The organism is Demequina sp. (genome assembly GCF_049841215.1).
In the GTDB taxonomy this organism is placed as follows: domain Bacteria; phylum Actinomycetota; class Actinomycetes; order Actinomycetales; family Demequinaceae; genus Demequina.
On the sequence record NZ_JASGEO010000011.1, the window covers coordinates 87,165 to 112,643 of the forward strand.

Below are 25,479 nucleotides of genomic sequence, written 5' to 3' on the forward strand. Positions count from 1 at the left end.
CATGAACGACGCCCGGTACCCGTTGCACCGTCCCAACACCGAGGTTCCCGCCTCCCCGCACTTCCCGTCCCTCGAGACCGAGGTGCTGAAGTACTGGGAGATTGATGGCACCTTCCAGGCGTCGATCGACAATCGCGAGGGTTCCGAGGAGTTCGTCTTCTACGACGGCCCGCCCTTTGCCAACGGCCTGCCGCACTACGGCCACCTCCTCACGGGCTATGCGAAGGACGTCGTGCCGCGCTTCGAGACGATGCGTGGCAAGCAGGTGCACCGCCGCTTCGGTTGGGACACCCACGGGCTGCCGGCGGAGCTTGAGGCCGAGCGCATCCTCGGCATCACCGACAAATCCCAGATTGAGGAGATGGGAATCGCGGCCTTCAATGAGGTCTGCCGCTCGAGCGTGCTGAAGTACACGAAGGAGTGGGAGGAGTACGTCACCCGCCAGGCCCGCTGGGTGGACTTCGAGAACGACTACAAGACCCTCGACGTGACCTTCATGGAGTCCGTGCTGTGGGCCTTCAAGAACCTCTACGACAAGGGCCTCGCCTACGAGGGCTACCGGGTGCTCCCGTATTGCTGGCGCGACGAGACGCCGCTCAGCAACCACGAACTACGCATGGACGACGACGTCTACCAGATGCGCCAGGACCCCGCGCTGACGGTGTTGCTGCCGCTCAAGGGCGGCGAGGGGGCGCTCGCGGACGCGTCGCTGCTGATTTGGACCACCACCCCGTGGACGCTGCCGAGCAACCTCGCCGCGGCAGTCGGCCCCGATATCGAGTACTCGATCGTCGAGCCGGTTGAGGGCGCCTTCGCGGGGCGCAAGCTCGTCCTCGCGAGCGCGCGCGTGGGCGCCTACGCAAGGGAGTTGGGAGAAGGCCCGACGCTGGTGTCAGTGGTCTCTGGCGCCCAGCTCGCCGGCCTCACCTACCAACCACCCTTCCTGTTCTTCGAGGGCCGCGACAACGTGCACCAGGTGCTCGCCGCGGACTTCGTGTCCACGGAAGACGGCACCGGCATCGTCCACCTGGCCCCAGGCTTTGGTGAGGACGACGCCGCGGTGTGTGGAGCGTCGGGCATCGAGACCGTGGTTCCGGTGGACGCACACGGCCGCTTCACGGCCGAAGTTCCCGATTACCAGGGACAACAGGTCTTCGATGCGAACCCGCACGTGATCGCCGACCTCAAGGAGCGCGGCATCGTTCTGCGCCACGAGACCTACGACCACAGTTACCCGCACTGCTGGCGCTGCCGCAACCCCCTGATCTACAGGGCGGTGGGCTCGTGGTTCATCAAGGTCACTGAATTCCGTGATCGCATGGTGGAACTCAACGACGACATCACGTGGGTGCCCGAGCACATCAAGCACGGCCAGTTCGGCAAGTGGCTTGAGGGCGCGCGCGACTGGTCGATCAGCCGCAACCGCTACTTCGGCACGCCCATCCCCGTGTGGGTCTCGGACGACCCCAACTTCCCGCGCGTGGACGTCTACGGCTCCCTTGAGGAGCTCGAGCGCGACTTCGGCCGCGTCCCCACGAACGAGGCTGGCGAGCCAGACCTCCACCGCCCCTTCATCGACGACCTCACGCGGCCCAACCCGGATGACCCCACCGGCAACTCCACGATGCGACGGATCAGCGACGTCTTTGACGTGTGGTTCGATTCCGGCTCCATGCCCTTCGCCCAGGTCCACTACCCGTTCGACAACCGCGATTGGTTCGAGGGCCACAACCCGGCGGACTTCATCGTGGAGTACATCGGCCAGACGCGCGGTTGGTTCTACGTCATGCACGTGCTCGCCACGGCCCTCTTTGACCGCCCTGCCTTCACAACGTGCATCAGCCACGGCATCGTGCTCGGCAGCGACGGCCGCAAGATGTCCAAGTCCCTGCGCAACTATCCGGACGTCAACGAGGTATTCCACCGCGACGGCTCCGACGCGATGCGCTGGTTCCTCATGGCGAGCCCCATCCTGCGCGGCGGCAACCTCATCGTCACCGAGGAGGGCATCCGCGAAGGCGTTCGCCAGGTGATGTTGCCACTGTGGTCCACGTATTACTTCTTTACGCTCTACGCAGGGGCCGCGAACGGCGGCGCCGGGGTCTTGGGTAAGCGCCTGCCCGACGCTGCGGTTGCCGATCTCCCCACGATGGACCGGTATGTGCTCGCCAAGACGGCCGAGTTGGTTCGCGATGTCACGTCCCAGATGGAGGAGTTTGACGTGCCTGGGGCGAGCGAGTCCCTGCGCGTCTTCTTCGAGCTGCTCACCAACTGGTACGTGCGTACGCAGCGCGACCGCTTCTGGGAGGAAGACCAGGCCGCGTTCGACACCCTGTGGACCGTCCTCGAAACGGTGACTCGCCTCGCGGCACCCCTGTTGCCCCTCGAGACCGAGGAGATCTGGAGGGGACTCACGGGCGAGCGCTCCGTGCACCTGACGGACTACCCAACAGCACCGCCGGCCTGGGACGCGCCAGAGGTGGCGCCCGTGATGGACACGGTGCGCGAGGTGGTCTCTGCCGCGCACGCGCTGCGCAAGCGCGAGCAGATTCGCGTGCGTCAGCCGCTCAAGGCTCTCGAGGTGGCCGTTGACGACGTCAAGGCGCTACAGCCCTTCGTTGAGCTCATCGCGAGCGAGCTCAACGTGAAGTTCGTGGTGGGCGTAACCCCTGAGGCATTCGTGAAGGCCAACCCCGTGGAGCGTCGCCTCACCGTCAACGCGCGCGCCGCAGGCCCGCGCATCGGCAAGCAGGTGCAGCAGGCGATCGGCGGCGCAAAGTCTGGCGACTGGTCAGAGACCGACGGCGGCGTGGTCGCCGGGGGAGTGGCGCTCGAACCCGGTGAGTACGAACTCACCACCGTGATTGGCGGCGAGGGCGTCGTGGCGAGCGTGCTCGCGTCTGGCGGCTTCGTGCTCCTCGACACCGAGATCACCCCAGAGCTGGAGGCCGAGGGCTTCGCGCGCGACCTCATCCGCACCATCCAGGACGAGCGCAAAAACTCGGGCCTCAACGTGGGCGATCGCATCGCTCTGACCGTAACGGTTCCTCAGGAGCGGGTCTCCGCCGTGCACACGCACGAGGACCTGATCGCGCGCGAGGTGCTCGCCACGGCCTTCCAGGTGGAGGCGGGGTCAGCCGTGACCGTGCGAGTGGCAAAGGTGTGACGCGACACATGGACAATTCCTACTAAGTTAGTATGAATAACATGACCGTTCTCGTCTCCGCTGTTGACCTGCGCCGCGAACTCGCGAACGCGGGCGCCCCCGTGGTGCTCGACGTGCGGTGGAGCCTTGCTCAGCCAGACGGCTCGCGGGAGTTCCGTCAGGGCCACATCCCGGGTGCGGCCTACGTGGACCTAGAGAGCGAGCTCTCGGCACATGGAGAACCAGAGGACGGTCGCCACCCCCTGCCCACCCGCGAGGCCCTCCAGGCCGCGGCGCGCACCTGGGGAGTGAACAACGGCTACTCCGTGGTGGTCTACGACGCCGGACCGTCCTTCGCGGCGGCCCGCGCGTGGTGGCTGCTGCGCCATGCGGGTGTCGCCGATGTTCGGATCCTTGACGGCGGCTTCGAGGCGTGGGTGGAGGCCGGCGGCCCCATACAAACCGGCGCGAACGTCCCTGAGTTCGGCGACGTCGAGCTCAGCTGGGGTCACCTGACCACCATCGATGTCGACGAGGCCGCAACCTTCAGCGAAGCCGGCACCCTCGTCGATGCGCGCGCCCCAGAGCGCTATCGCGGTGAGACCGAGCCCATCGATCCCATCGCCGGCCACATCCCAGGTGCGGTGAATCTCCCAACTGCCACCAACGTCGGGCCGAATGGCGCCTTCTTGTCAGAAGAGGAACTGCGCGCAAGATTCGCGGAGCTCGAGGGCCCCATCGCGGTCTACTGCGGCTCAGGAGTCACGGCCGCGCACGAGATCGCAGCTATGGCTATCGCGGGTAAAGACGCGGCGTTGTATCCGGGCTCGTGGTCGCAGTGGTCCAACCTCGAACTCCCGGTGGCCACGGGCGAACGTTAGGGACAGGTGCCCTCGTCGAGCGCACCCGTTGACGAGTAGAAGGCTGCGGCGTCGGAGACCGTTCCCTCCACCCACACGCACCACGTGCCGTCGTTGTTGCTGGTAAACCCGCCAAGCTCGATCTGGTCCTCGAACGTCACGGACTGAACCACTATCCCGTCCGCGGTTGCCACGTCCATCCCGTACGAGGTCGCGGTAACCCACGGCTCCGTCGCCGGATAGTCCACGAAGTAGTACTCGAGAGCGGTAGCGGCCTGCGCGACGGAGGCCTCTGCGCCAATCTGGGCCGCCTTGTCGCGCTGATTGAGGAACACGGGGATCGCGATCGCCGCGAGAATGCCGAAGATCACGAGCACGCCCGCGACGATCCCCACCACAATTCCCGCGGTAGCGGCCCCACTCATCTGCTTCTTCTGCGGTTGCGGCATCGCCATCGCCGGTGCCACGGCCGGGGCCACGGGAGACACGTGCCCGGTCCACTGGGTGCCGTCCCAATAGCGCAGATGTGTGGGGGATTGCGGGTCTGGGTACCAGTTGGGAGGAGGGGTGCTCATGGCCTTCAATCAGGAGATCGTGGACGAGGAGATGGACAACTTCTTGCCGAGGTAGAACAGGTCGTGGCGCGAGCCGGTCCAGAACGCCTCGCCCGTGTTGCCCGTGACCGTGGAGCCCTTGATCGTGAGGGTTCCGCCGCGGTTGTTGGAGACGTAGAACACTCCCGAGCCGCCGCCTCCCTTTCCAGCCTTGTTCTTCGTGATCTTCGTGCTCGAGATGGTGACGTTCTGGCTCGCTCCGTCGAAGTAGACGCCCCCGCCATTACCGCCTTTGCCAGAGGACGCCCCGGATCCAGTGGCCGCGTTGCCCGTGATGGTGGACGTGGAGATCGACATGGGTGAGCCGAGCGATGAGATTGCCCCACCGTTCGCGCACTTGTTGCCGCTGAAGGTGGATCCACTGATCTTGACGGACTTCACGCCCACCACGCGGATCGCGCCGCCACCGGCGTCGGAGTGCGCCTTGACACACACATTGGACTTGAACGTGGAGTTGACGACCGTGAGCTTGTTGCCGCGCATCGCGATGGCCCCGCCTCCGCCTCCGCCGCCAACGCTTTCCTTGTCGGGCACTCCCTTGGTGGCGTTTCCGCTCACAAACGTGAGGTTCTTGAAGGTGACCTGCAGGGTCGCGTCCTTATCGCAGCGGCTCGATAGCCACCCAAACGACTCCTCGCACGAGTTCGCGTAGTAAATCCCCACCTTCCCGCCGCCGGAGAGCGTGACCTTGCCACCGCCGTCGAGCGTCATCGCGGTGAGCGGCTTGCCGCCCTCCCATGGGTGCTTGCAGTTGTGGGTGTTGCACGTGCGCAGCGTTTTGGTGATCTTGATGGTGACGGGGTTGGGACCACAGTTGAAGGTGATGCTGCCGCCCGTTCTCACGGCGGCAAAGAGCGCGGTCTCCGTGCACGAGGCGGGCGTGCCCTTGCCCACCACCTTCTTGACCACGGGTGCGTTGGCCGTGGGCACGCTGGCCGTGGGCGTCCCGCCAGCCGTAGCGTCGGCCGCCGTTCCCACGCCAAGTGAAAGCGCGAGCAACGTTCCAAGCAGTGCTACCCACCGCTTCGCCGCGCGTCCAGACATGTGGGGAACCCTAGCCCAAAGGGGGCGAATCGGACCCCCGGAAGTGACATTCGCCATTTCGCGGGCACGGGGCGCCCCATGGGACACTTGCCGCATGACAATCGACCTCGGTGGCTTGAGCCTCGACGAGGCGGAACGCGAGATCTACGCCAGCATCATCGCCCGCAATCCCGAACACGACTTTGAGCCAACGCTTGACCGCGTTCGCGAGGCCTGCGCCCTGCTTGGCGACCCTCAGCAGGCGTACCGCGTCATCCACATCACGGGCACCAACGGCAAGACGTCTACGGCGCGCATGTGTGAGGCGCTCGTGCGCGAGCACGGTCTGCGCACCGGCCTGTTCACGTCTCCGCACCTCACCACCGTGCGCGAGCGCATTCAGATCGACGGAGAACCCATCAGCCAGGCCGCCTTCGTGGAGCTGTGGCTCGATGTTGCACCCATCATCTCCCTGATAGATGAGCGTTCCCGTGCCGCCGGTGGTCCGCGCCTGAGTTTCTTTGAGGTCTTCACGGTGCTCGCCTTCGCCGCCTTCGCTGACGCCCCCGTCGACGTGGCCGTGATCGAGGTTGGCATGGGCGGGGGCTGGGATTCCACCAACGTGGCCGACGGCGATGTCGCCGTCATCGGCCCCGTCGCCATGGACCACGCCAAGTGGCTTGGAGACACCATCGCCGACATCGCCGCCGAGAAGGCGGGCATCATCAAGGACGGCGCGTCCGTGGTTGTCGCCGCCCAGATCGATGCCGCTGCGGAGGCCATCGCGGCGGCCGCCGCCGAACACGACGCGACCGTCGCGTGGGAGGGCGAACAGCTTGAGGTGGTTGACCGCCAGCCCGGCGTGGGCGGCCAACTCCTCACCCTTCGCACCCCCGCCGCCACCTACGCGGAGGTGTTCGTGCCGCTCTACGGCGAACACCAAGCCCACAACGCCCTGCTAGCGCTCGCGGCCGTTGAGGCCCTCATGTCCGACGGCGGCTCACCTACCGCTCTTGACCCCACCACAGTGGAGGCCGGGTTTGGCTCGGCGACGTCCCCTGGCCGTCTCGAGGCGGTCCGCACCTCGCCCATGATCCTCGTGGACGCGGCCCACAACCCGCACGGCATCGACGCGCTCGCGAGCGCGCTGGAGGAGGCTTTCAGCTTCTCGTCCCTCGTAGGCGTGGTTGGCATCCTCGGCGACAAGGACGCGGAGGGCATCCTCGCGGGGCTCGAACCGGTTCTCGATCACGTGGTGCTGACCACCGTCGGCTCACCTCGCGCCATCGCCGCAGAGGACCTCGAGGGGCTGGCCAAGCGCCTCTTCGGAGACGATCGCGTGACGGTTGCCCCCAAGCTTCCCGACGCCATCGACGCTGCCGCCGCCATCGCCGAGCGAGATGACGACATGGGCGCGGGCGTGCTCATCGTCGGTTCCGTGATCCTTGTGGCCGAGGCCCGCATCCTTCTTGATGCCGATCGCCGCAAGGGCGCCGGGAGAGCCAGGTGAGCGGCGAGGTGACGGACGAGGCTACCCAGCCAGAGCGTCGGGCAGATGAGGGCGAGCAGCCGTTCAAGCCGCTGCGTTCCGCCAAACTCGTGTTCAAGCAGGCCGTTCTTGGACTGCAGGCGTTCGGCGTGCTTTTCGCCACCACCTTCGTGGCGGGCATGGCGAATGCAGGCGCGGTCGAGGCGAGCGCTGGCGCCATCTGGGGGCTCGGCCTTTGGCTCATGGTGATGATGGGCTACGCCGCGGGCCAGCAGAAGAAGCGCTGGGGCGAATGGCTGGGCTGGGCGCTGCAGGTGCCGATGCTGCTTGGGTTCTTCATCGACTCGGCGATCACCATCATCGGCGTGATGTTCTTGGCCCTGTGGATCACGGCGCTGCGCCTTGGCGGGCGCATCGATCGCGAGCGGGCTGAGCGGGACGAGGCATTCTTGGCAAGAGGGCAGCAGGCATGAGCGGCGGCTTTACCGGCGGCGTGAGCGGATTCTTGTGGCGCATGGCCGGTGCCCTTGTGGCCGGAGTCATTGGGCTGTGCATGCTGCTGTGGGCGCTCGAGCTCACCTCGCTCGCCTCGTTCGCGGCGGCGGAAACGGGCGGCGACTCGAGCCCCACCACGGGCACCTACCTGCTGATGTTCGCGGGGTTGGTGCTGGTGAATCTCGCCACGTTCTACGCGCTGACGCAGTGGAGCAGGTACCTGCGCGAACACCCCAACACCAAGCAGTTCCCCGTGATCGTGATGGTGGGCGTGCTCATCCTCGCGGGCGCGGCGATGGTCTACGGCGTGGCCACGCACTCCGACTGGATTCGCGCGCAAGACACCGTGCCCACCACCGTGCGGCAGGGCTTCATCGCGTATCAGGTGGTGTTCTCCACGATCATCATCGCCACGCTCGTGCTGCTTGCGGTGCGGTGGTCGCCGGGGTTCAGGCGCCGTCCCATCGAGGACTGAGGCGGGTAGCGTCCTAGGGCGCCTCGACCACCGAGGCCACTTCGAAGCCCTCAAGCGCAGCGCGTCCGTTGAGCGCGGGCAGCTCTAGCAGGAACGAGAACTGCACGCTTGCCGCACCACCAGCCATGAGCATGCGCGCCACCGCGCTCGCGGTACCACCCGTCGCGAGGACGTCGTCGATGACCAGGATGTGCTTGCCTGCGATCCCGTCGGGGGAGACCACCAGTTCGGAAGCGCCGTACTCGATGGTGGCGTCCGCCTCGAGCAATTCGCCTGGCATCTTGCCCTTCTTGCGCACCATCGTCATGCCCACGCCGAGCGTCTGCGCCACCACGGGGGCAAAGATGAAACCGCGCGCGTCCACTCCCGCCACGAGGTCAACGGGAGCACCGCCCACGGGCATGAGCTGGATGCACGCCTCGCGGAACGCCTCGGGGCTCGCAAGGATGGGGGAAATGTCGAAGAACAGGATTCCGGGTTGCGGGAAGTCGGGGAACGTCGCGAAGTCGTCGAGCGTGATCACGCCCACCATCGTGCCACCCGCATGACTCCCAAGGGTGCCAGGTACTGGTGTGACGGATGTGACGAAGTGAGGGCCGTGGACCGTCCCACCCGGCACATCTGTCACAACGACCCTTGTTTGTCTGGCGGGTAGGCTCTCCGCATGACCGAACGCACCCTTGTCCTCATCAAGCCCGACGGCGTAGCCAGGGGGCTCAGCGGCGAGATTCTGCGCCGCATCGAGGCGAAGGGCTACACGCTCGTTGCCGTTGAACTCCGCACCGCCACCCCCGAGCTGCTCGCCGAGCACTACGCGGAGCACGTGGGCAAGCCGTTCTACGGCCCTCTCGTGGAGTTCATGCTTTCCGGCCCGACGCTCGCAATAGTTGCCGAGGGAGACCGGGTTATCGAGGGGTTCCGTTCGCTGGCGGGGGCCACGGATCCCACCACCGCGGCGCCCGGCACCATTCGCGGTGACTTGGGGCGGCAGTGGCCCGTCACCGTGCTGCAGAACCTTGTGCACGGCTCCGATTCCGTTGAGAGCGCAGAGCGCGAGATCGGCATTTGGTTCCCCGGGGTGACGGCATGAGCGCAGCACCATCGAGCAGGGGAGAGAAGCTAGAGCAGCGCCTCGAGAGCGGGCTTTTTGCCACGCGCTGGCTGCTTGCGCCCATCTACTTTGGCCTCGTCGCGGCGCTCGCGATCATCCTCTACAAGTTCTTTGAGCAGTTGTGGCACTTGCTCACGCACCTTGGCGACCCCAAGTTCGCGGAGGCGGACAGCCTCATGGTGGCGATCCTCACGCTCGTCGACATCGCGCTGCTCGCCAACCTCATTCTCATCGTGATCTTCGCGGGCTACGAGAACTTCGTGTCCCGCCTGAGCGTCGCGGACGACCACATCGACAAGCCCGCGTGGATGGGCCACGTCGACTTCTCTGGCCTCAAGATCAAGCTCATCGGCTCGCTCGTTGCGATCTCAGCGATCCTGCTGCTCAAAGACTTCGTGAACATTGGCAACAAGGAGGTGGACGTTGATTACACCGCGATTCGCTGGCAGATCATCATCCACCTCACGTTCGTGTTCTCCGGCCTGATCTTCGCGATCATGGATTACTGGGGCGCCAAGCGACTCAAGGTGCTCTCGGACCTCCACGCCCCCGACGTCGCTGCGTCCGCGACAGAGCCCTTCGACCCCCACGCGTCCTAAGGCCCTAGAGTTTCCACGTGCATCTCAAGACGCTGACGCTTAGGGGCTTCAAGTCCTTCGCGTCCGCGACCACCCTTGAGTTCGAGACCGGAATCACGTGTGTGGTGGGTCCCAACGGCTCCGGCAAGTCCAATGTTGTCGACGCGCTCGCGTGGGTCATGGGTGAGCAGGGCGCCAAGACCCTGCGCGGCGGCCAGATGGCCGACGTCATCTTTGCCGGCACGGCGGGCCGCGCGCCCCTTGGCCGCGCCGAGGTCTCACTCACGATCGACAACACCGATGGCGCGCTGCCCATCGACTACACCGAGGTCACGATCACGCGCACGCTGTTCCGCTCCGGTGGCTCCGAGTATGCGATCAATGGCTCGCAGTGCCGCCTGCTCGACATCCAGGACCTGCTGTCGGACTCGGGACTCGGCCGCGAGATGCACGTCATCGTTGGCCAGGGCCAGCTCGACGCGGTGCTGCGTGCCACCCCAGAGGAGCGCCGCCACTTCATCGAGGAGGCCGCCGGCATCCTCAAGCATCGCCGCCGCAAGGACAAGGCGCTGCGCAAGCTCGACGCGATGCAGGGCAACCTCACGCGCATCCAAGACCTCACCGCAGAAATTCGCCGCCAACTAGGCCCGCTCGGCAAGCAGGCAGAGGTGGCCCGCCAAGCGCAGACGATCCAGATAGAGGTTCGCGACGCGCGCTCTCGCCTGCTCGCCGACGACATTGCCCAGTTGTCCGACGCTCTGGAACAGGAGCGCGCAGACGAGACCGCCCTTCTGGAACGGCGAGCAGTGGTGGAGGCCTCGCTCACGGAGGCCAGGGGCCGCCTGGCTGACCTCGAGCGCGCCTCCGCGGAGGCGACCCCCGCCCTCACCAAGGCCAACGACGTCTACTACCGCCTGAGTGCGATTCGCGAGCGCCTGCGCAACCTCGAGACCCTTGCCCAGGAACGGCTACGCATGCTGGGCAGCGCCGTCATTCAGACGACCCCCGCTGACCTCGTTGACCTCGACGAGCAGCTCTCACGTGCGCGTGCCGCCCAGGCCGAGCTCGACGCCGAGGTGGCCGCAGCGCAGGCGGCTCTTGAGTCCGCGGAGGCAGCACGGGCGGAGTCGGAGCAGGTGGCCGTGGCGTCGGAGCGCCACCTCGCAGACCTCATGCGTTCCGTCGCGGATCGCCGCGAAGGAGTGGCCCGGCTTGCGGGAGACGTGGCGGCACGGCGGTCCCGGGTGGAGTCCACGGAGGCAGAGATTGGGCGCCTGCGGGAGTCCCTCGCGGCAGCCGAGCGCCGCGCCCACGAGGCGAGCACCGAGTTCCAGCACGTCGAGACCACCGTGGCGGATGTCGAGGACGGCGAAGAGGACCTCGACGCCGCCTACGAGGCCGCGTCCGACGCCCTCGAGACGGCACGCACCGAACTCGCGGCGCTGCGCGATGCCCTCAACGCATCGATGCGTGAACGCGACTCGTGGGCCGCGCGCGCCGAAGCCCTCGAGCTGTCCCTCACCCGCAAGGACGGGGCCGGGGCGCTGCTCGCCTCCGGTTCGCGCGCGGTGCGCGGCACCGTCGCGTCCCTCATCGACGTCTCTGGTGACGCGGAGGACGCGATCGCCGCCGCACTTGGGGGCCTCGCCGATGCTCTCGCTGTGGATTCTGTCGAGGACGCCGTGGACGCCATCCGTTGGCTGCGCGACGAAGACGCCGGCCGCTCGTGGTTCCTCGTCGCCGACAAAGCGGCAAGCCCCACCAATCCCCAGGTGACGCTTCCCGCCGGAGCCCAGTGGGCGTCGGACCTCATTGCTGGCCCCGCGGGAATCGTGGACACCGTGCGCGCCTTCGTGAGCGGCGTTGCCGTGGTGGACGATCTCGCTGCGGCGCGCGCGATCGTTGCCGCTCACCCCGACGTGGTGGCGGTGACGCGTAGGGGAGACCTGCTTGGCACGCGCAACGCCTCCGGCGGCGCGGGAGACGCGCCAAGCGTGCTGCATATGCAGGCCGCGTTCGAGGACGCGCGCGCGAAGCGCGAGGCCGCCTCTGCGGAGGTGGAGAAGACGTCCTTCGCCATTCGCGCTGCCGAGGATGCCGAAGTGGGCGCCCGTACCAGGCACGACGTTGCGATGGAGCGCCTCAATGAGTCCGACGCTCGCATGGCAGCCGTTGCCGAGCAGCTTGGGCAGTTGGGCGCCCAGGCGCGGGCGGCCAAGGCCGAGGCGGAGCGCCTGACCTCGCAAATCGCGGACGCGCACTCGCGCATGGAGGCCGATCAGACGGAACTCACGAGCCTCGCCGATCGCCTGCGAGCCGCGCAAGCCGAACCCGAGCAGACCCAAGCGGAGACCGTCAACGCGCAAGCGAAGCGAGACGAGGACGCCGCGGCGGCCACCGCCGCGCGCGCACATGAGACCGAGGCGCGCCTCGCGCTGCGCACAGCAGAGGAGCGCGCCCGCGCCCTGTCCGCACGGGCCGAGAGCCTCGAGCGCGCGGTCATTGCAGAGAGAGACGCGCGCGCCCGCGCGGAAGAGGCCGCGGCCCGCCGCGAACGCCAAGCTGAGGCGGCCCGCGAGGTCACCGAGGGCGCCCGCGCAGCCCTCGCGCAGATCGACGTCTCCGTGCAGCGAGCAGACGACGCCCGCGCGGAGGTGGAGGCGGCCCGCAGCGAGCGTGCAGGCACCCTCGCCGATGTTCGCCGTCTCGTGGACGAGTACAGCGCGGAGCACTCCCGCCTCACGGATGACGCGCACAAGGACGAGGTGGCGCGAGCGGAGCTGCGCGTACGGCTTGAGCAGTTGCGCCAGCGCGCCATCGATGACTTGGGCACGGACCCGGACGAGTTGGTGAAGGAGTTCGGCCCACACGTTCCCGTTCCCGTGGTGGGCGCGGACCCCGACGACACCAGCGAGCCTCAACCCTTTGTGCGCGAGCAGCAAGAGAAGCGCCTGCGCACCGCCGAGCGCGCCATGAGCCAACTGGGCCGCGTCAATCCTCTCGCGTTGGAGGAGTTTGCCGCCCTTGAGGAGCGCCACAAGTTCCTCTCGGATCAACTGAGCGACATCAAGAAGTCCCGCGAGGACCTGCTGACGATCGTCAAGGAGATCGACGAGCGCGTGGAGCAGATCTTCGCGGAGGCCTACCGCGACACCGCGGAGAAGTTCGACGAGGTCTTCCCACGCCTCTTCCCTGGTGGAACGGGCCGCCTGGTGCTCACCGATCCGGCCAACATGCTCACCACCGGAATCGACGTGGAGGCGAGCCCGGCTGGCAAGAAGGTCAAGCGCCTCTCTCTCCTCAGCGGCGGCGAGCGTTCGCTCACCGCGGTGGCGATGCTCGTGGCCATCTTCAAGGCCCGCCCTAGCCCCTTCTACGTGATGGATGAGGTGGAGGCCGCGCTCGACGACGTGAACCTTGGGCGCCTCCTCGAAATCTTCCGTGAACTGCGCGACGATTCGCAGCTCATCGTCATCACGCACCAGAAGCGGACCATGGAAATCGCCGACGCCCTGTACGGTGTCACTATGCGTGGCGATGGCGTCACGACGGTCATCAGCCAGCGACTCACGGAAGAATCCGTCACCGCTTAGGCGTTACACCCAGTGAACTTGCGCTGTCCGCATTCCTGGGTGACGATGGCTACAAGTCCGATTTATACGATTTGTCCTGTAATGGATGCACTGTGCCGCGAGGCGCGGGGAGGAGATCCAGCACATGCTTTCGCAGATGGTCCCGTTCTACATCACTGGTGGCCTCATCGCCGTGGCGATGTTCATCGCCGCGATGGCGGCGGAGGGCCGCGGCGCGCACATCCTGCGCTTGTGGCTCGAGTCCGGCCGCAAGGACACGGTCCAGGCGCTCAAGGAAGAGGCGCTTGTCGGCGACGTTCCCCGCGACCCCAACACCCTCAGCCTCGTTTCCCACCTTGGCGCCGCCGAGCGCCGTTACACCGAACTGGATGCGCGCCGCGTCCGCGAGGAGGAGCGCGCAAGCGCCTGAATCGCTGACACACTGGTGCCGTGGATGTCACATGGATTCCAGGAGACGCTGACGCACTAGTTCTCGCCGTGGTGGCGGTAGTCGCCATTGGCTGTGCCATCTGGGGAGTTGCCCGACGCTCGGGCACCAAGGCGCCAACCGTCACCCCTAGCGCGCCCCCAGGTGGGCGGCCCGCGGCCGGGCCCGCAGAGGACGCCGCCACAGAGACACCAGCGCACGAGGCGCCGGAGGTCATTTCCTCCGACACGATCGTCGAGACGCCAACTTCTCCCGCGCCCTCACAACTCGTAGACCACCCCGAGTCCACCGTCGGCCGGTTTGCCCGCTTGCGCGGCCGCCTCGGTGCCACGCTCGCGGGCGTGCTGCACCGCGGCGCGATGTCGGCGTCGGACTACGACGCGCTTGAGGAGGCCCTCCTCCTTGCCGACGTAGGCGCCGCCTCCACGGACGCGATCCTCGCGGGGGTGAAGGCGCGGCTCGGCGCCAACTTCGAGATGGAGCCGCGCGACGCGCTCCGTGAGGCACTGCTTGAGGCGATCGATCCCGCGGCCGATCGCTCGCTCGCGCTCGGCGCGGCGGGCGATGGCGAGGCGAAGTCGATCATCGTCGTTGGCGTCAACGGCGTGGGCAAGACCACCACAGTGGGCAAGCTTGCACGCGTGCTGGTCGCTGACGGCTACTCCGTGGTGCTTGGCGCCGCAGACACCTTCCGTGCCGCGGCGGCAGACCAGCTCGAGACGTGGGGAGCACGCGTGGGCGTTCCGGTAGAGCGGTCGGAGCGCGACGGGGCAGATCCCGCGTCCGTGGCCTTCGCTGCCGCCGAACGCGCGGTTGGCGACTCCGCGGACGCGCTGCTCATCGACACCGCGGGCCGCTTGCAGAACAAGCAGGGCCTCATGGACGAGCTCGGCAAGATTGTGCGGGTCGTGGGCAAGGTGGTGCCGCGCGCCGAGGTGCTGCTCGTGCTCGACGCCACCACGGGTCAGAACGGCCTTGCGCAGGCGCGCGTGTTCGCGGAGGCAACGGATGTGACGGGAATCGTGCTCACCAAGCTCGACGGGTCTGCAAAGGGCGGCATCGTGGTCGCGGTGCAGCGCGAGCTTGGTGTGCCGGTCAAGTTCGTTGGACTTGGCGAGGGCGCGGACGACCTCGCGCCGTTCGATCCGGTTGGCTTCGTCGAGTCGCTCGTCGGTGACGCGTGAGCCAGATCGCGCCCGGCTGGTACGACGACGGTAGCGGCGCACTTCGCTACTGGGACGGCACTATCTGGACCGAGCACACAGCCGCCGCTTACGCTCAGCCAGCCCCAGCGTCGGGCCCACGGCCAAAGGCGGGAAAGTGGGTGTGGATCACCGTTGCGATCACCGCCGCCGTGCTGGTGGTGGCCACCGCAGGCGTGGCGGTGTTCTTCTCCGCGCGCGTCGCGCCCGTGCGCGAGGCGAGGGCCGCGGTCGAGTTGTACGACGACGCGTGGGCCAACGTTGACTGCGAAGCGCTCAATGAAGCGACAACGGCCAACTTCCGCAGCGACTGGGGCTTCACCGATTGCGCGGACTTCGAGGCGGAGGCGCGGGACTTCAACCAGTCGGAGCGCGAGTTCTACCTGTACATCGTTGACGCGACGTACGAGTCCGGTCACGTGATCGTCCGCACCGAGGAGTCGTACTACGACGAGGACGGCGACTACCAGTACGACGACGTGACGTACACCCTCGTCAAGGACACCGGCGCCTGGCGCATCAACATCATCGACTTCGCAAGCGATGACGAAGAGCGCACCACGACCTAGCCCGCCCGTGTCTGCCGCCCCCGCGTAGGCAACACACCTTTTACGTGAGCGCCAATCTTGTAACGCTGCGGAAACTCGCGGGCCGTTCAGGGGTAACACTCCTGCGGAACTCTCGTCCTAACTAGCCAGAGAGCTAGGAAAAGGGAGAGACAACAACTATGGAAGATGCAATGGCTTACGCCGATTCCGTGGGAGCCACCGCATGGCTCCTCGTGTCGGCATCGCTCGTGCTCCTGATGACGCCAGCCCTGGCGTTCTTCTACGGCGGTATGTCGCGCGCCAAGTCCGTGCTCAACATGATGATGATGAGCTTCGGTGCAATGGCAGTGGTGGGCGTGCTGTGGATTTTGTTCGGAGCAAACATCGCCGGCGGCTCTGGCGCTTACTTCGGAGACCCGTTCTCTGACGTCGGTCTGCAGGATGTCGTCGCTGCCGGTGACCCGGTCGCGATCATCAGCGCCGGCTTCGGCGCAACGTTCGCCATCATCACGGTGGCCCTGATCTCTGGCTCGATCGCAGACCGCGCCAAGTTCTCCGCGTGGCTCATTTTCGCGGGCCTGTGGGCGCTGCTCGTGTACTCGCCCGTGGCGCACTGGGTGTGGGCGCTCGACGGTGACGGCAACGGCATTGGCCTCCTCGGTGGCGCTGGCCCGATCTTCGAGGGTGGCACTGCCCCCATCGACCTCGCTGGTGGAACCGTGGTGCACATCAACGCTGGTGTTGCCGGCCTGATCCTCGCTCTGCTGCTCGGCGTCCGCAAGGGCTTCGGCAAGGAGCCCTTCAAGCCGCACAACCTGCCGTTCGTCATGCTGGGCGCCGCCCTTCTGTGGTTTGGCTGGTTTGGCTTCAACGCTGGCTCCGCATTCGCCGCGAACGGCCTTGCGTCCACCGCGTGGCTCAACACCACCGCTGCTACGGCAACCGCGATTCTCGGCTGGCTCCTCGTAGAGCGCATCCGTGACGGCAAGGCCACGTCGCTTGGCGCCGCGTCCGGTATTGTCGCCGGTCTTGTGGCCATCACCCCTGCGTGTGGTGCCGTGGACCCGATTGGCGCGATCATCATCGGCCTCTTCGCCGGTATCTTCTCCGCCCTCGCGGTTGGTCTCAAGTACAAGTTCGGTTACGACGACTCACTCGACGTCGTAGGCGTCCACCTCGTCTCCGGACTCTGGGGCACGCTCGCCATCGGCCTGCTTGCGACGGAGTCTGCGATCGGTGCTTTCGGTGCCAACGGACTGTTCTACGGCGGCGGCCTTGACCAGCTCGTCTCGCAGGCCATTGCTGCCGGTGTCGTCATCGTGTACTCCGCGGTGGCTACGCTGGTGATTGGACTGTTGATCAAGTACACGATCGGCTTCCGCGTCAGCGAGGAAATCGAGCTCAGCGGTATTGACCTCGCCCTGCACGGCGAGACCGCATACGAGGAGGCAAAGTAGCCATGAAGCTGGTAACCGCAATCATTCAGCCACACCGCGTTGACGAAGTTAGGGCCGCCCTTGAGGCGACCGGAGTCAAGGGCGTCACGGTCTCCGAGGCAGCCGGCTACGGCCGCCAGAAGGGCCACACCGAGGTCTACCGCGGTGCCGAATACACCGTTGACCTGGTGCCCAAGACGCGTCTTGAGGTACTCGTTGACGACGCCGACGCCCCTGCCGTGACCGAGGCGATCGTCTCTGCTGCGCAGACCGGCAAGATCGGCGACGGCAAGGTCTGGGTTGTGCCGGTTGACGATGTCGCTCGTGTTCGCACGGGTGAGCACGGCGCCGACGCGCTCTAGTCCGCAACGCAATAACTGCATCATGACGAGCCGGGCGGGACACGTTTCGCAAGGCTCCGACGCTGAGGTCCCGCATCCCCATGGGGTGCGGGACCTCAAGCGTCTGCGTCGCGAACTCGCGGAGAGCCTCTACGCGCAGGGCGTCCCTGGCGACGAGCGGCGCAGCCTCCTGACCCGGTTTGTCACCGATCGGCTCGCGGAACACTTCGCGGAGGTGGCCGACGGCGCGGCCGGGGTCACGCTCGCGGCCGTCGGTTCAGTGGGGCGTGGGGACGCGGGGCCGGCCTCTGACCTTGACCTTGTGCTGCTGCACGATGGTCAGACGCTGTCGAAGGCAGAGGTTGCCGACCTCGCGCAGCGTCTCTGGTATCCCATCTGGGACGCAGGGCTCGAGCTCGACCACTCGACGCGGTCGATCACGGAATGCCGCCAGGTGGCGGCGAAGGACCTCGCGGCCGCCGCGGGTCTGCTTGACCTCAAAGAGATTGCCGGTGACGAGGAGCTCGCGCTGCAGGCCCGCGCGCTCATCTATCAGGACTGGCGTGCTCAAGCGCGCAAGAAGCTTCCGGACCTGTTGGCGGCATCGCGCGCCCGCGCCGAGCGCTTTGGCGAGGTGGCGTACCTCATCGAGCCCAACCTCAAGGAATCTCGCGGAGGCACTCGCGACTACATCAGCCTTGCCGCGCTCGCGGCGACGTGGCTCACGGACCGTCCGCACGGTGCCATCGACGACGCCGCACGCACCTTGATGGACGTGCGCGACGCCATCCAGATGGTTGCGGGCAAGCCACAGAATGTGTTGGGGCGCCACCTCGGCGACGACGTTGCTCAGGTGATGGGCCTCGAGGACCCCGATGACGTCCTCAAGGAACTCGCCGAGGCGGGCCGCACGGTCGCGTTCGCTCTCGACGCGACCGAACGTAGGGCGCGCCGCTCCGTGGAGCGCTCCGGCGTGGGGTCGCGCGCGTTCATCGCCCGCCGATTCGCCTCCGCGCCGCGCCACGTGTCGGTAGGCGAGGGCCTCATCGACGTGGACGGCGACCTCGCCCTTGCGCAGGACTGGGACGTGTCCGCAGACGCGGAACTTCCGCTGCGGGCCGCCGCCGTCGCCGCCACCACAGGGCTGCCGTTCACCCCTGGCCTGCTCGAGGCACTGCCGTTGGCCCCGGACCTTCCTGCTCCGTGGTCGCCGCAAGCGCGCGCACACTTCAGGGACCTCTTGCGGGCTTCAAACCACCTGGTATCTGTCTGGGAGGCCGTGGACCTCGCGGGCCAGGTGGTGCGCTGGATTCCCGAGTGGGAGGGTGTGCGCAATCGCCCCCAACGCTCTCCTGTGCATCGGTTCACCGTGGATCGCCACATGGTGGAGACCGTGGTGCTCGCAGGTCGCCACCGCCGCTCCGTGCCCAACCTTGACCTTGTGCTCTTCACCGGGTTGCTTCATGACATCGGCAAGCGCGCGGGCGCCACAGACCACTCGACCACAGGCGCCGCTCTCATCCCGGCGATCGGCGCGCGCATGGGTCTCGACGGAGGCTTCATCGCGGACGTCACCGTGTTGGTTCGCGAACACTTGACGCTCGCGGGGCTCGCTACCACCGAGGACGTCAACGATCCGGCAACGGCGGACCGGCTGCTCGAGGCGCTCGGGGGGCGCGAAGATCTGCTCGACGCACTCAGGGCACTCACCGAAGCGGACGCCATCGCCGCGGGCCCCAAGGCCTGGACCTCGTGGCGCGCCACCCTCATCGACACGCTGACGGCGAACGCGAGGCGACGCCTGCCACATTAGGTGACCACAGCGTCGGGCCTGCGCACCGGAGCCGCTACGGCACCCAGGTACTCTTGTACGAGCCCCACCCGAAGGGAATCAGGTGTTCGCCAACCTCTCCGATCGCCTCACCGCGACCTTCCGCAACCTGCGCGGAAAGGGTCGCCTGAGCGAAGCCGATATTGACGCGACGATCCGCGAGATTCGCCGCGCACTGCTCGACGCCGACGTCGCCGTGCCCGTGGTCCGCACGTTCACGGGAAACATCCGCGAGCGCGCGCTCGGCGCGGAGGTCAGTGGCGCGCTCAACCCCGCGCAGCAGGTGGTCAAGATCGTCAACGAGGAGCTTGTGGCGATCCTCGGCGGCGAGTCTCGCCCCCTCAAGTTCGCGAAGAACGGCCCCACGGTCATCATGCTCGCGGGACTCCAGGGCGCGGGTAAGACGACGCTCGCAGGGAAGCTCGCGCACTACCTCAAGCAGCAGGGCCAGACGCCGCTGCTTGTGGCAGCCGACCTCCAGCGACCCAACGCCGTCACGCAGCTCAAGGTGGTTGGTGAGCGCGCGGGCGTGCCCGTATTCGCCCCTGAACCAGGCGTGACGCGCGAAGACGAGAAGGTGCGCGGCAACCCGGTCAAGGTTGCGAAGAAGGGCATCAAGGAGGCCGAGAGCCGCCAGCACTCCGTGGTGATCGTCGACACCGCGGGTCGCCTCGGCGTTGACCGCGAGCTCATGCAGCAGGCCGCGGATATTCGCAAGGCCATCGATCCGCATGAGGTGCTGTTCGTCATCGACGCGATGATTGGCCAGGACGCCGTCGCGACCGCCCAGGCGTTCCAGCAGGGCGTAGACATCACGGGCGTTGTCCTCACCAAGCTTGACGGCGACGCTCGCGGTGGTGCCGCGCTGTCCGTCGCCGAGGTCACGGGCCGCCCCATCCTGTTCGCCTCCACGGGCGAGAAGCTCGACGAGTTCGAGGTCTTCCACCCCGACCGCATGGCGAGCCGCATCCTCGACATGGGCGACATCCTCACGCTCATCGAGCAAGCGGAGAAGGCGTTCGACCAAGAAGAGGCCGCGGCGCTCGCGGCCAAGGTCGTCAAGGGCGAGGACTTCACGCTCACGGACTTCCTCAGCCAGATGCAGCAGCTCAAGAACATGGGCTCGATGAAGAAGATGCTGACGATGCTTCCCGGCATGGGCCAGGTGCGCGATCAGATCGAGAACTTCGACGAGCGCGAGATTGTGCGAACCGAGGCAATCATCCAGTCGATGACACCCGGCGAGCGCGACAACCCCAAGTTGCTCAACGGCTCGCGGCGCTCGCGCATCGCGCGCGGCTCCGGCATGCAGGTAAGTGACGTCAACTCGCTCGTCAAGCGGTTCGAGGATGCGCAGACGATGATGCGCGCCATGGCCAAGAACGGCGGAAACATGCCCGGACTCCCAGGCATGGGTGGGGGCGCGCCAGGCTCGTTCGGTGGCTTCCCCGGTGGCAAGAAGTCCAAGGGCAAGCAGGCCCCGCAGCGCAAGGTGAAGGGAAAGTCCGGAAACCCCGCGGTCCGGGCTCAGCAGGAGGCCGCGGCGCGCAATAAGCCCGACGCTGCGGCACCTGCCGGTTCGGCGTTCGGCTTGGGTGCCGCCCCCCAGGCGCCCGAGGAATTCGACGCCTCAAGCCTTAACGCCGACTTTGGCAAATACCTGCGGCGATAGTTCGTGATGACCAGGTTATCCACAGTTGGTCCGGTTACTCAAAACATGTTTTTGCTAGCCGAACAGCTGTGGATAACTGACGGCCGCATCCATTTTGAACGCCCCGATGACGGTCCCTTCGAGACGATCGAGGGCTATGTGGTTCCCGGGCTCGTCGACGTCCATTGCCACGTGGGCCTCGACAGCGGGGGAGTCCTCAACGAGCAACTCACCCTCAAGCAGGCGCTTGCCGATCGTGACGCGGGAACCCTGCTGATTCGCGAGCCAGGATCGCCGGTGGACACCGGCTTCTTGCACTCGGTGGCGAGCGCGCCCAGGCTCATCAGGGCAGGGCGCTTCATTGCCCGCCCCAAGCGCTACATCGCAGGCTACGCGCGGGAGATTGAGGTAGAAGATCTGCCCCGAGTGGCCGCGGAGGAGGCTCGCGCGGGTGACGGCTGGATCAAGCTGATCGCCGACTGGATCGACCGTGATGCCGGCGATCTCACCCCGCTGTGGCCAGCGCCCGTCCTGAAAGAGGCCATTGCCGCCGCTCACGCTGAGGGCTCTCGTGTCACCGCGCACGCCTTCTCCGCCGAGGCCATTGATGGCCTCCTCGAGGCAGGGATCGACTGCATCGAACACGGCACCGGCATGACCAAGGCCCACATGGAGCGCGCCGCCGCAGCTGGCGTCCCCGTGGTCCCCACCTTGTTGCAGGTGGGCAACTTCGCGGGCTTCGCAGCCAAGGGGGAGGCCCGCTTCCCTCGGTACGCAGCACGCATGCGCGCGATGTACGAGAGCCGCTACGAGCACGTGCACGCCCTGTGGGAGGCCGGCGTGCAACTCCTCATCGGCACCGACGCGGGCGGCGAGATCGGCCACGGAAGGCTTCCCGAGGAGTGCCTGGAGCTGCGCCGCGCTGGCATCCCTGACGCCGACATCCTCGCCGCCGCGACCTGGGCGGCGCGAGAGTTCCTTGGCGTCGACGCCATCGCGGACGGTGCCAGCGCGGATCTTGTGGTGTACGCGAGCGATCCCAGCGAGGACATCGCGGTGCTTGCCGAGCCCGAGGCGGTCATTCTGCGCGGCGAGCGCGTCGCATAAGAGTTTCCGCAGAGTTCTTCCCGCGCGACACGGCACCGAAACCCGCACCAGGCACAATGTGGGACATGTCCTCAGCACCCCCGCGTGAATGGCGCGCCGATGCACTCGTTGCCGCCCTGTGGTGGGTGGGTGCCGTCGGCGTCGCCTTCTTCCTTGCCGGAGGCGGCCTCACCACGTCCTCTCCCGTCGACTACCTGTACGCGCTCGGGCGGGTGGCCGGCATTGTCGCCGCGGTGCTCGTCCTCAATCAGATCCTGCTGATCTCTCGCGTGCCATGGATTGAGCGCACGCTTGGGCACGATCGCGCGGCCGCCACGCACTCGCTCATGGGCAAGGTCGCGTTCATCGCAATGCTCGCGCACGCGGCGCTCATCCTCATCATGACCGCGCACTACGACGGCCGCTCGGTGTTCGCCGCGATCCCGGCCATGTGGGATCTTGGCTGGTACATGGTGGCTGCGCAGGCTGCGCTCGGTCTGTTCACCGTCGTGGTGGTGACGAGCCTCCTCATCGTGCGCCGCCGCTGGCGCTACGAGAACTGGCACACCGTCCACCTGCTCGTCTACATCGCCATCATCCTGGTAGTTCCGCACCAGTTCATCGAGGGGTCCACGTTCCGCAGCATGGGGCCCGCGTGGTGGTTCTGGCTTGTGCTGTACGTGGTCACGGTGGGCTGTTGGCTCGCCTTCCGCGTGGCAAAGCCACTGGTATATGCCCGACGCTATGCCCCTGTGGTCTCGAGCGTCACCACCCACGGGGATGGGTCAACGAGTGTGGTGGTCGCGGGCCGCGGGCTTGGTCGCCTTGGCGCGCACCCCGGCCAGTTCATGTTGTGGCGCTTCCTCGCGAAGGGCTACTGGCGCGAGGCGCACCCGTTCTCGTTGTCCAAGGCGCCGGGAGATTCGCTGCGCATCAGCGTGGGACCGAGCGGCGATTTCAGCCGCTCGCTCGCGTCACTTCCTGTCGGTACAAAGGTGCTGTTTGAGGGCCCCCTTGGCGTCTTCACGCAGCGCTCGCGCACGCGTCCCGGCGCGGTGTTCGTTGCCGGAGGCATCGGCGTGACGCCGTTGCTCGCGATGCTTGAAGAGCCCGGTGGCGGGCCCATCGACGTGATCCTGCGCGCGAGTTCCCTGGAGCGGGCACCCCTTCGCGACGAGGTGCACGCCGCTGCCGCGGCGCGCGGCGCCACCGTCCACGAGTTCTTTGGCCCGCGCGGCGAGGGGTGGTCGTCTGCGGCGGAACCCGCGACACTCGGCGGCCTTGTCGCCGGGCTCGGAGACAGGGATGTGTTCATTTGCGGTCCCGTTGCCTGGGCCGACGCTGTGGAGGCCGACGCTGTGGCCGCTGGCGTTGCCCCTGAAGCTATTCATCGCGAAAGGTTTGGGTGGTAGCGATGCGCACCTCACACAAGGTGGTGATCGGCGGTGGCTGTGCGGCAATCGTCGCTGTTGGCTTCGCGGCCGCGCCCCCACTGACCATCAGCAAGGGCGACGCTGCCGAGCCCACAGCCACCACGGAGCCCACGGCGTCGGCGACGTCTGAACCCACGGCGACTTCAGCGTCGGGCGGGGAAACCTTTGATGGTCCAGCCGTCAGCAACGCGCGCGGCACTTACCAGGCGCAGATCACGGTGGTCGATGGCGTGGTGACGGACGTCATCGCGTTGCAAGCTGGAACGGACGCTCCCGAGTCGGTCCGCGTCAACGAGGCGGCGATTCCGGCCTTGCGCCAAGAGGTGCTCGACGCGCAGTCCGCGGACGTGGCCGCGATCTCCGGAGCGTCATTCACGAGCCCCGCCTTCATCGAGTCGCTCGAGGGCGCGTTCGAGGCCGCGGGGCTGTCCTGATGACCTCGACCACGCGTCGCCTGCGCGCGATGGCCATGGCGTTCGACGTCACGCTCGACGGCCTCGCGAGCGAGGCGGCGGCGACGTCCGCGATCGACGCCGTCCATCGCGAGCTCATGCGGGCCGATGACCTCTTCTCGCTGTTCCGGCCCGACACGCCAATGTCGGCCCTGGCCACCGGCGCCGCTGGGCTCGAGGACATGCCAGATGAGGTCCTCGAGGTGTTGCGGCTGTGCGAGGCGTACCGTCACGCCACGGGAGGCGCCTTCGACATCAAGCGCGCCGACGGCGTGCTCGACCCCACAGGGGTGGTCAAGACGTGGGCGGTTTCTCAAGCCGCGACGAGACTCGGCAACGTGCCCTCGTGGCTCATCGCAGCGTCGGGCGATGTGCTTGCCCATGGTGGGGAGAGGCGAGTGGGTATCGCCGACCCAGCCGTGAAGGGCGACCCAGCGGGCTCGAAGGTGCTCGATGTCGTGACGATTGGCGGAGCGTTCACTGCGGTGGCGACCTCGGGATCCGCTCAGGTGGCCGATCACATTTGGGATCCGGTCACGGGAAAGCCCGCGCGACACTTCGTGCAGGCGTCCGTGGCGGGCAACGACATCGTGGAGTGCGATGCGTGGGCTACGGCGATCTGCGCAGGGGGTGCACCGGTGGTCGAGAGGGCTGCTGCGGCGGGGCTCGAGGTGCTCATCGTGACCTCTGGCCGTTCGCAGGGCGGCTACGAGGCGGTGTCCACGCCGGGGTGGCCACGCGCGTCGTGACCGTGATTGGTGAGCGCGCGCGAGGTCTGGCACAATAGATCGCTGGCTCACTCACGAGCCACCCGTCTTGCTAGTCGCCCACCGGCGACCGGCTCACACCGGATACAAGGAGAACAGCCATGGCTGTGAAGATTCGTTTGAAGCGCTTTGGCAAGAAGCGCGCCCCGTTCTACCGCGTTGTCGTCATGGACTCGCGCACCAAGCGCGACGGCCGTGCCATCGAGGAGATCGGCAAGTACCACCCTACCGAGGAGCCCTCGGTCATCGAGATCAACTCTGAGCGTGCCCAGTACTGGCTCTCCGTTGGCGCCCAGCCCACCGAGCAGGTCGAGGCGCTCCTGAAGCTCACGGGCGACTGGGGCACCTTCAAGGGTGAGAAGGGTGCCAAGAGCACCGTCAAGGTTGCCAGCGAGAAGGCAAGCGCCGAAGACGCCATCAAGGCCCACGCGGACGCTGCTGAGAAGCTCAAGGCCGACAAGGCTGCCGCCGCCGAAGCTAAGAAGGCGGAGGAGGCCGCTGCCGCTGCTGCTGCCGAGGCTGAGGCTGCCGAGGACGCCGCGAACGACGAGGCCGGCATTGCCGACGAGAGCAGCGAGGTCCCCTCCGACGAGGGCACCGAGGTCGCCGTGGAGATCGCCGAAGGCGAGCCCGCCGCGGACGACGAGGCTGCCGAGGGCGCCGCAGAGGAGAAGTAAGTGGTCACCGAGGCGCTCGAGTTCCTGGTGCGGTCAATTGTCCGCAACCCGGATGACGTGCGCGTCACGGAGCGTTCCGGCCGTCGCGGCACCACCCTCAACGTGGTGGTCAACCCCGATGACCTCCCGCGCGTGATCGGCCGCCGCGGCCGCACCGCGCAGGCGATCCGCACCGTGATCGATGCCATCTCTCGCGACGAGGTGCGTGTCAACATCGTTGACGTGGCCTAAACCGCGTACACGCG

General features: G+C 67.0%; 24 protein-coding genes. 21 read left to right on the forward strand and 3 right to left on the reverse strand.

Annotation, left to right across the window (positions count from 1 at the left end; genetic code table 11):
• Position 1 precedes the first annotated feature (1 nt).
• The gene (gene ileS, locus QM618_RS05265; RefSeq protein ID WP_428095414.1) at positions 2-3,166 is read left to right on the forward strand and encodes an isoleucine--tRNA ligase; all 3,165 of its coding nucleotides are present in this window, start codon (positions 2-4) and stop codon (positions 3,164-3,166) included.
• A gap of 41 nt (positions 3,167-3,207) precedes the next feature.
• On the forward strand, positions 3,208-4,026 hold the full coding sequence (locus QM618_RS05270; RefSeq protein WP_428095415.1) for a sulfurtransferase: 819 nt from the start codon (positions 3,208-3,210) through the stop codon (positions 4,024-4,026).
• On the opposite strand, the gene QM618_RS05275 is transcribed toward QM618_RS05270, so the two are convergent.
• Positions 4,023-4,580 (reverse strand): DUF2510 domain-containing protein, encoded by a 558-nt coding sequence (locus QM618_RS05275; RefSeq protein WP_428095416.1) that lies wholly within the window; start codon positions 4,578-4,580, stop codon positions 4,023-4,025. The two genes, QM618_RS05270 and QM618_RS05275, sit on opposite strands and share 4 nt — an antisense overlap.
• 9 nt (positions 4,581-4,589) lie before the next feature.
• The gene (locus QM618_RS05280; RefSeq protein WP_428095417.1) at positions 4,590-5,663 is read right to left on the reverse strand and encodes a hypothetical protein; all 1,074 of its coding nucleotides are present in this window, start codon (positions 5,661-5,663) and stop codon (positions 4,590-4,592) included.
• 94 nt (positions 5,664-5,757) lie between these two features.
• Here QM618_RS05280 and QM618_RS05285 point away from each other — a divergent pair, with 94 nt between their 5' ends.
• The 3 genes from QM618_RS05285 to QM618_RS05295 are packed head-to-tail and all read left to right on the forward strand — an operon-like array spanning position 5,758 to position 8,101.
• Complete coding sequence (locus tag QM618_RS05285; RefSeq protein ID WP_428095418.1) at positions 5,758-7,152, forward strand: bifunctional folylpolyglutamate synthase/dihydrofolate synthase; 1,395 nt, start codon at positions 5,758-5,760, stop codon at positions 7,150-7,152.
• On the forward strand, positions 7,149-7,604 hold the full coding sequence (locus QM618_RS05290) for a DUF4233 domain-containing protein (protein ID WP_428095419.1): 456 nt from the start codon (positions 7,149-7,151) through the stop codon (positions 7,602-7,604). Before QM618_RS05285 ends, QM618_RS05290 begins: the two co-directional genes overlap by 4 nt.
• Complete coding sequence (locus QM618_RS05295) at positions 7,601-8,101, forward strand: hypothetical protein (RefSeq protein WP_428095420.1); 501 nt, start codon at positions 7,601-7,603, stop codon at positions 8,099-8,101. Before QM618_RS05290 ends, QM618_RS05295 begins: the two co-directional genes overlap by 4 nt.
• 13 nt (positions 8,102-8,114) lie before the next feature.
• Here the strand turns inward: QM618_RS05295 and QM618_RS05300 are convergent, their stop codons facing one another.
• Positions 8,115-8,624 carry an adenine phosphoribosyltransferase gene (locus tag QM618_RS05300; protein ID WP_428095421.1) on the reverse strand — a complete coding sequence of 170 codons (510 nt, stop codon included), beginning with the start codon at positions 8,622-8,624 and terminating at the stop codon, positions 8,115-8,117.
• Positions 8,625-8,765: 141 nt separating this feature from the next.
• On the opposite strand from QM618_RS05300, the gene ndk reads away from it, so the two are divergent.
• The 16 genes from ndk (at position 8,766) to QM618_RS05380 (ending at position 25,465) form a co-directional block, all read left to right on the forward strand.
• Positions 8,766-9,191, forward strand: coding sequence for a nucleoside-diphosphate kinase (gene ndk / locus QM618_RS05305; RefSeq protein ID WP_428095422.1), 426 nt, complete (start codon positions 8,766-8,768; stop codon positions 9,189-9,191).
• Positions 9,188-9,811 (forward strand): TIGR00645 family protein, encoded by a 624-nt coding sequence (locus QM618_RS05310; RefSeq protein ID WP_428095423.1) that lies wholly within the window; start codon positions 9,188-9,190, stop codon positions 9,809-9,811. The genes ndk and QM618_RS05310 overlap by 4 nt, the downstream gene beginning before the upstream one ends.
• Before the next feature lie 17 nt (positions 9,812-9,828).
• Positions 9,829-13,383 (forward strand): chromosome segregation protein SMC, encoded by a 3,555-nt coding sequence (gene smc, locus QM618_RS05315; RefSeq protein WP_428095424.1) that lies wholly within the window; start codon positions 9,829-9,831, stop codon positions 13,381-13,383.
• Positions 13,384-13,507: 124 nt separating this feature from the next.
• The gene (locus QM618_RS05320; protein WP_428095425.1) at positions 13,508-13,792 is read left to right on the forward strand and encodes a hypothetical protein; all 285 of its coding nucleotides are present in this window, start codon (positions 13,508-13,510) and stop codon (positions 13,790-13,792) included.
• Positions 13,793-13,812: 20 nt separating this feature from the next.
• Positions 13,813-14,994 (forward strand): signal recognition particle-docking protein FtsY, encoded by a 1,182-nt coding sequence (ftsY, locus tag QM618_RS05325; protein WP_428095426.1) that lies wholly within the window; start codon positions 13,813-13,815, stop codon positions 14,992-14,994.
• A complete protein-coding gene (locus QM618_RS05330) occupies positions 14,991-15,581 on the forward strand; it encodes a DUF2510 domain-containing protein (protein ID WP_428095427.1) in 591 nt (196 codons plus the stop codon). Before ftsY ends, QM618_RS05330 begins: the two co-directional genes overlap by 4 nt.
• Before the next feature lie 170 nt (positions 15,582-15,751).
• A complete protein-coding gene (locus QM618_RS05335; protein ID WP_428095428.1) occupies positions 15,752-17,017 on the forward strand; it encodes an ammonium transporter in 1,266 nt (421 codons plus the stop codon).
• 2 nt (positions 17,018-17,019) lie between these two features.
• Positions 17,020-17,358, forward strand: coding sequence for a P-II family nitrogen regulator (locus QM618_RS05340; RefSeq protein ID WP_428095429.1), 339 nt, complete (start codon positions 17,020-17,022; stop codon positions 17,356-17,358).
• Positions 17,359-17,380: 22 nt separating this feature from the next.
• Positions 17,381-19,150: an HD domain-containing protein gene (locus QM618_RS05345; RefSeq protein WP_428095430.1), complete on the forward strand. Its 1,770-nt coding sequence runs from the start codon at positions 17,381-17,383 to the stop codon at positions 19,148-19,150.
• Between the two features lie 82 nt (positions 19,151-19,232).
• Positions 19,233-20,840, forward strand: a complete 1,608-nt coding sequence (gene ffh, locus QM618_RS05350; RefSeq protein ID WP_428095431.1) for a signal recognition particle protein — start codon at positions 19,233-19,235, stop codon at positions 20,838-20,840.
• 45 nt (positions 20,841-20,885) lie between these two features.
• Positions 20,886-21,926 carry an amidohydrolase family protein gene (locus QM618_RS05355; RefSeq protein ID WP_428095432.1) on the forward strand — a complete coding sequence of 347 codons (1,041 nt, stop codon included), beginning with the start codon at positions 20,886-20,888 and terminating at the stop codon, positions 21,924-21,926.
• 65 nt (positions 21,927-21,991) lie between these two features.
• Complete coding sequence (locus tag QM618_RS05360) at positions 21,992-23,317, forward strand: ferredoxin reductase family protein (protein ID WP_428095433.1); 1,326 nt, start codon at positions 21,992-21,994, stop codon at positions 23,315-23,317.
• 2 nt (positions 23,318-23,319) lie between these two features.
• Positions 23,320-23,772, forward strand: coding sequence for an FMN-binding protein (locus tag QM618_RS05365; protein ID WP_428095434.1), 453 nt, complete (start codon positions 23,320-23,322; stop codon positions 23,770-23,772).
• Positions 23,772-24,539 (forward strand): FAD:protein FMN transferase, encoded by a 768-nt coding sequence (locus tag QM618_RS05370; RefSeq protein WP_428095435.1) that lies wholly within the window; start codon positions 23,772-23,774, stop codon positions 24,537-24,539. Before QM618_RS05365 ends, QM618_RS05370 begins: the two co-directional genes overlap by 1 nt.
• Positions 24,540-24,658: 119 nt before the next feature.
• On the forward strand, positions 24,659-25,234 hold the full coding sequence (gene rpsP, locus QM618_RS05375) for a 30S ribosomal protein S16 (protein ID WP_428095436.1): 576 nt from the start codon (positions 24,659-24,661) through the stop codon (positions 25,232-25,234).
• A complete protein-coding gene (locus tag QM618_RS05380) occupies positions 25,235-25,465 on the forward strand; it encodes a KH domain-containing protein (protein WP_428095437.1) in 231 nt (76 codons plus the stop codon).
• Positions 25,466-25,479 lie beyond the last annotated feature (14 nt).

Coding starts and splice junctions, on each gene's coding strand:
- QM618_RS05345 (WP_428095430.1), top strand. CDS start 17,381: ATGACGAGCCGGGCGGGACACGTTTCGCAAGGCTCCGACGCTGAGGTC.
- QM618_RS05360 (WP_428095433.1), top strand. CDS start 21,992: ATGTCCTCAGCACCCCCGCGTGAATGGCGCGCCGATGCACTCGTTGCC.
- QM618_RS05295 (WP_428095420.1), top strand. CDS start 7,601: ATGAGCGGCGGCTTTACCGGCGGCGTGAGCGGATTCTTGTGGCGCATG.
- QM618_RS05310 (WP_428095423.1), top strand. CDS start 9,188: ATGAGCGCAGCACCATCGAGCAGGGGAGAGAAGCTAGAGCAGCGCCTC.
- QM618_RS05370 (WP_428095435.1), top strand. CDS start 23,772: ATGACCTCGACCACGCGTCGCCTGCGCGCGATGGCCATGGCGTTCGAC.
- QM618_RS05340 (WP_428095429.1), top strand. CDS start 17,020: ATGAAGCTGGTAACCGCAATCATTCAGCCACACCGCGTTGACGAAGTT.
- QM618_RS05320 (WP_428095425.1), top strand. CDS start 13,508: ATGCTTTCGCAGATGGTCCCGTTCTACATCACTGGTGGCCTCATCGCC.
- QM618_RS05335 (WP_428095428.1), top strand. CDS start 15,752: ATGGCTTACGCCGATTCCGTGGGAGCCACCGCATGGCTCCTCGTGTCG.
- QM618_RS05365 (WP_428095434.1), top strand. CDS start 23,320: ATGCGCACCTCACACAAGGTGGTGATCGGCGGTGGCTGTGCGGCAATC.
- QM618_RS05275 (WP_428095416.1), bottom strand. CDS start 4,580: ATGAGCACCCCTCCTCCCAACTGGTACCCAGACCCGCAATCCCCCACA.
- rpsP (WP_428095436.1), top strand. CDS start 24,659: ATGGCTGTGAAGATTCGTTTGAAGCGCTTTGGCAAGAAGCGCGCCCCG.
- QM618_RS05285 (WP_428095418.1), top strand. CDS start 5,758: ATGACAATCGACCTCGGTGGCTTGAGCCTCGACGAGGCGGAACGCGAG.
- QM618_RS05355 (WP_428095432.1), top strand. CDS start 20,886: ATGTTTTTGCTAGCCGAACAGCTGTGGATAACTGACGGCCGCATCCAT.
- QM618_RS05270 (WP_428095415.1), top strand. CDS start 3,208: ATGACCGTTCTCGTCTCCGCTGTTGACCTGCGCCGCGAACTCGCGAAC.
- QM618_RS05280 (WP_428095417.1), bottom strand. CDS start 5,663: ATGTCTGGACGCGCGGCGAAGCGGTGGGTAGCACTGCTTGGAACGTTG.
- ndk (WP_428095422.1), top strand. CDS start 8,766: ATGACCGAACGCACCCTTGTCCTCATCAAGCCCGACGGCGTAGCCAGG.
- ileS (WP_428095414.1), top strand. CDS start 2: ATGAACGACGCCCGGTACCCGTTGCACCGTCCCAACACCGAGGTTCCC.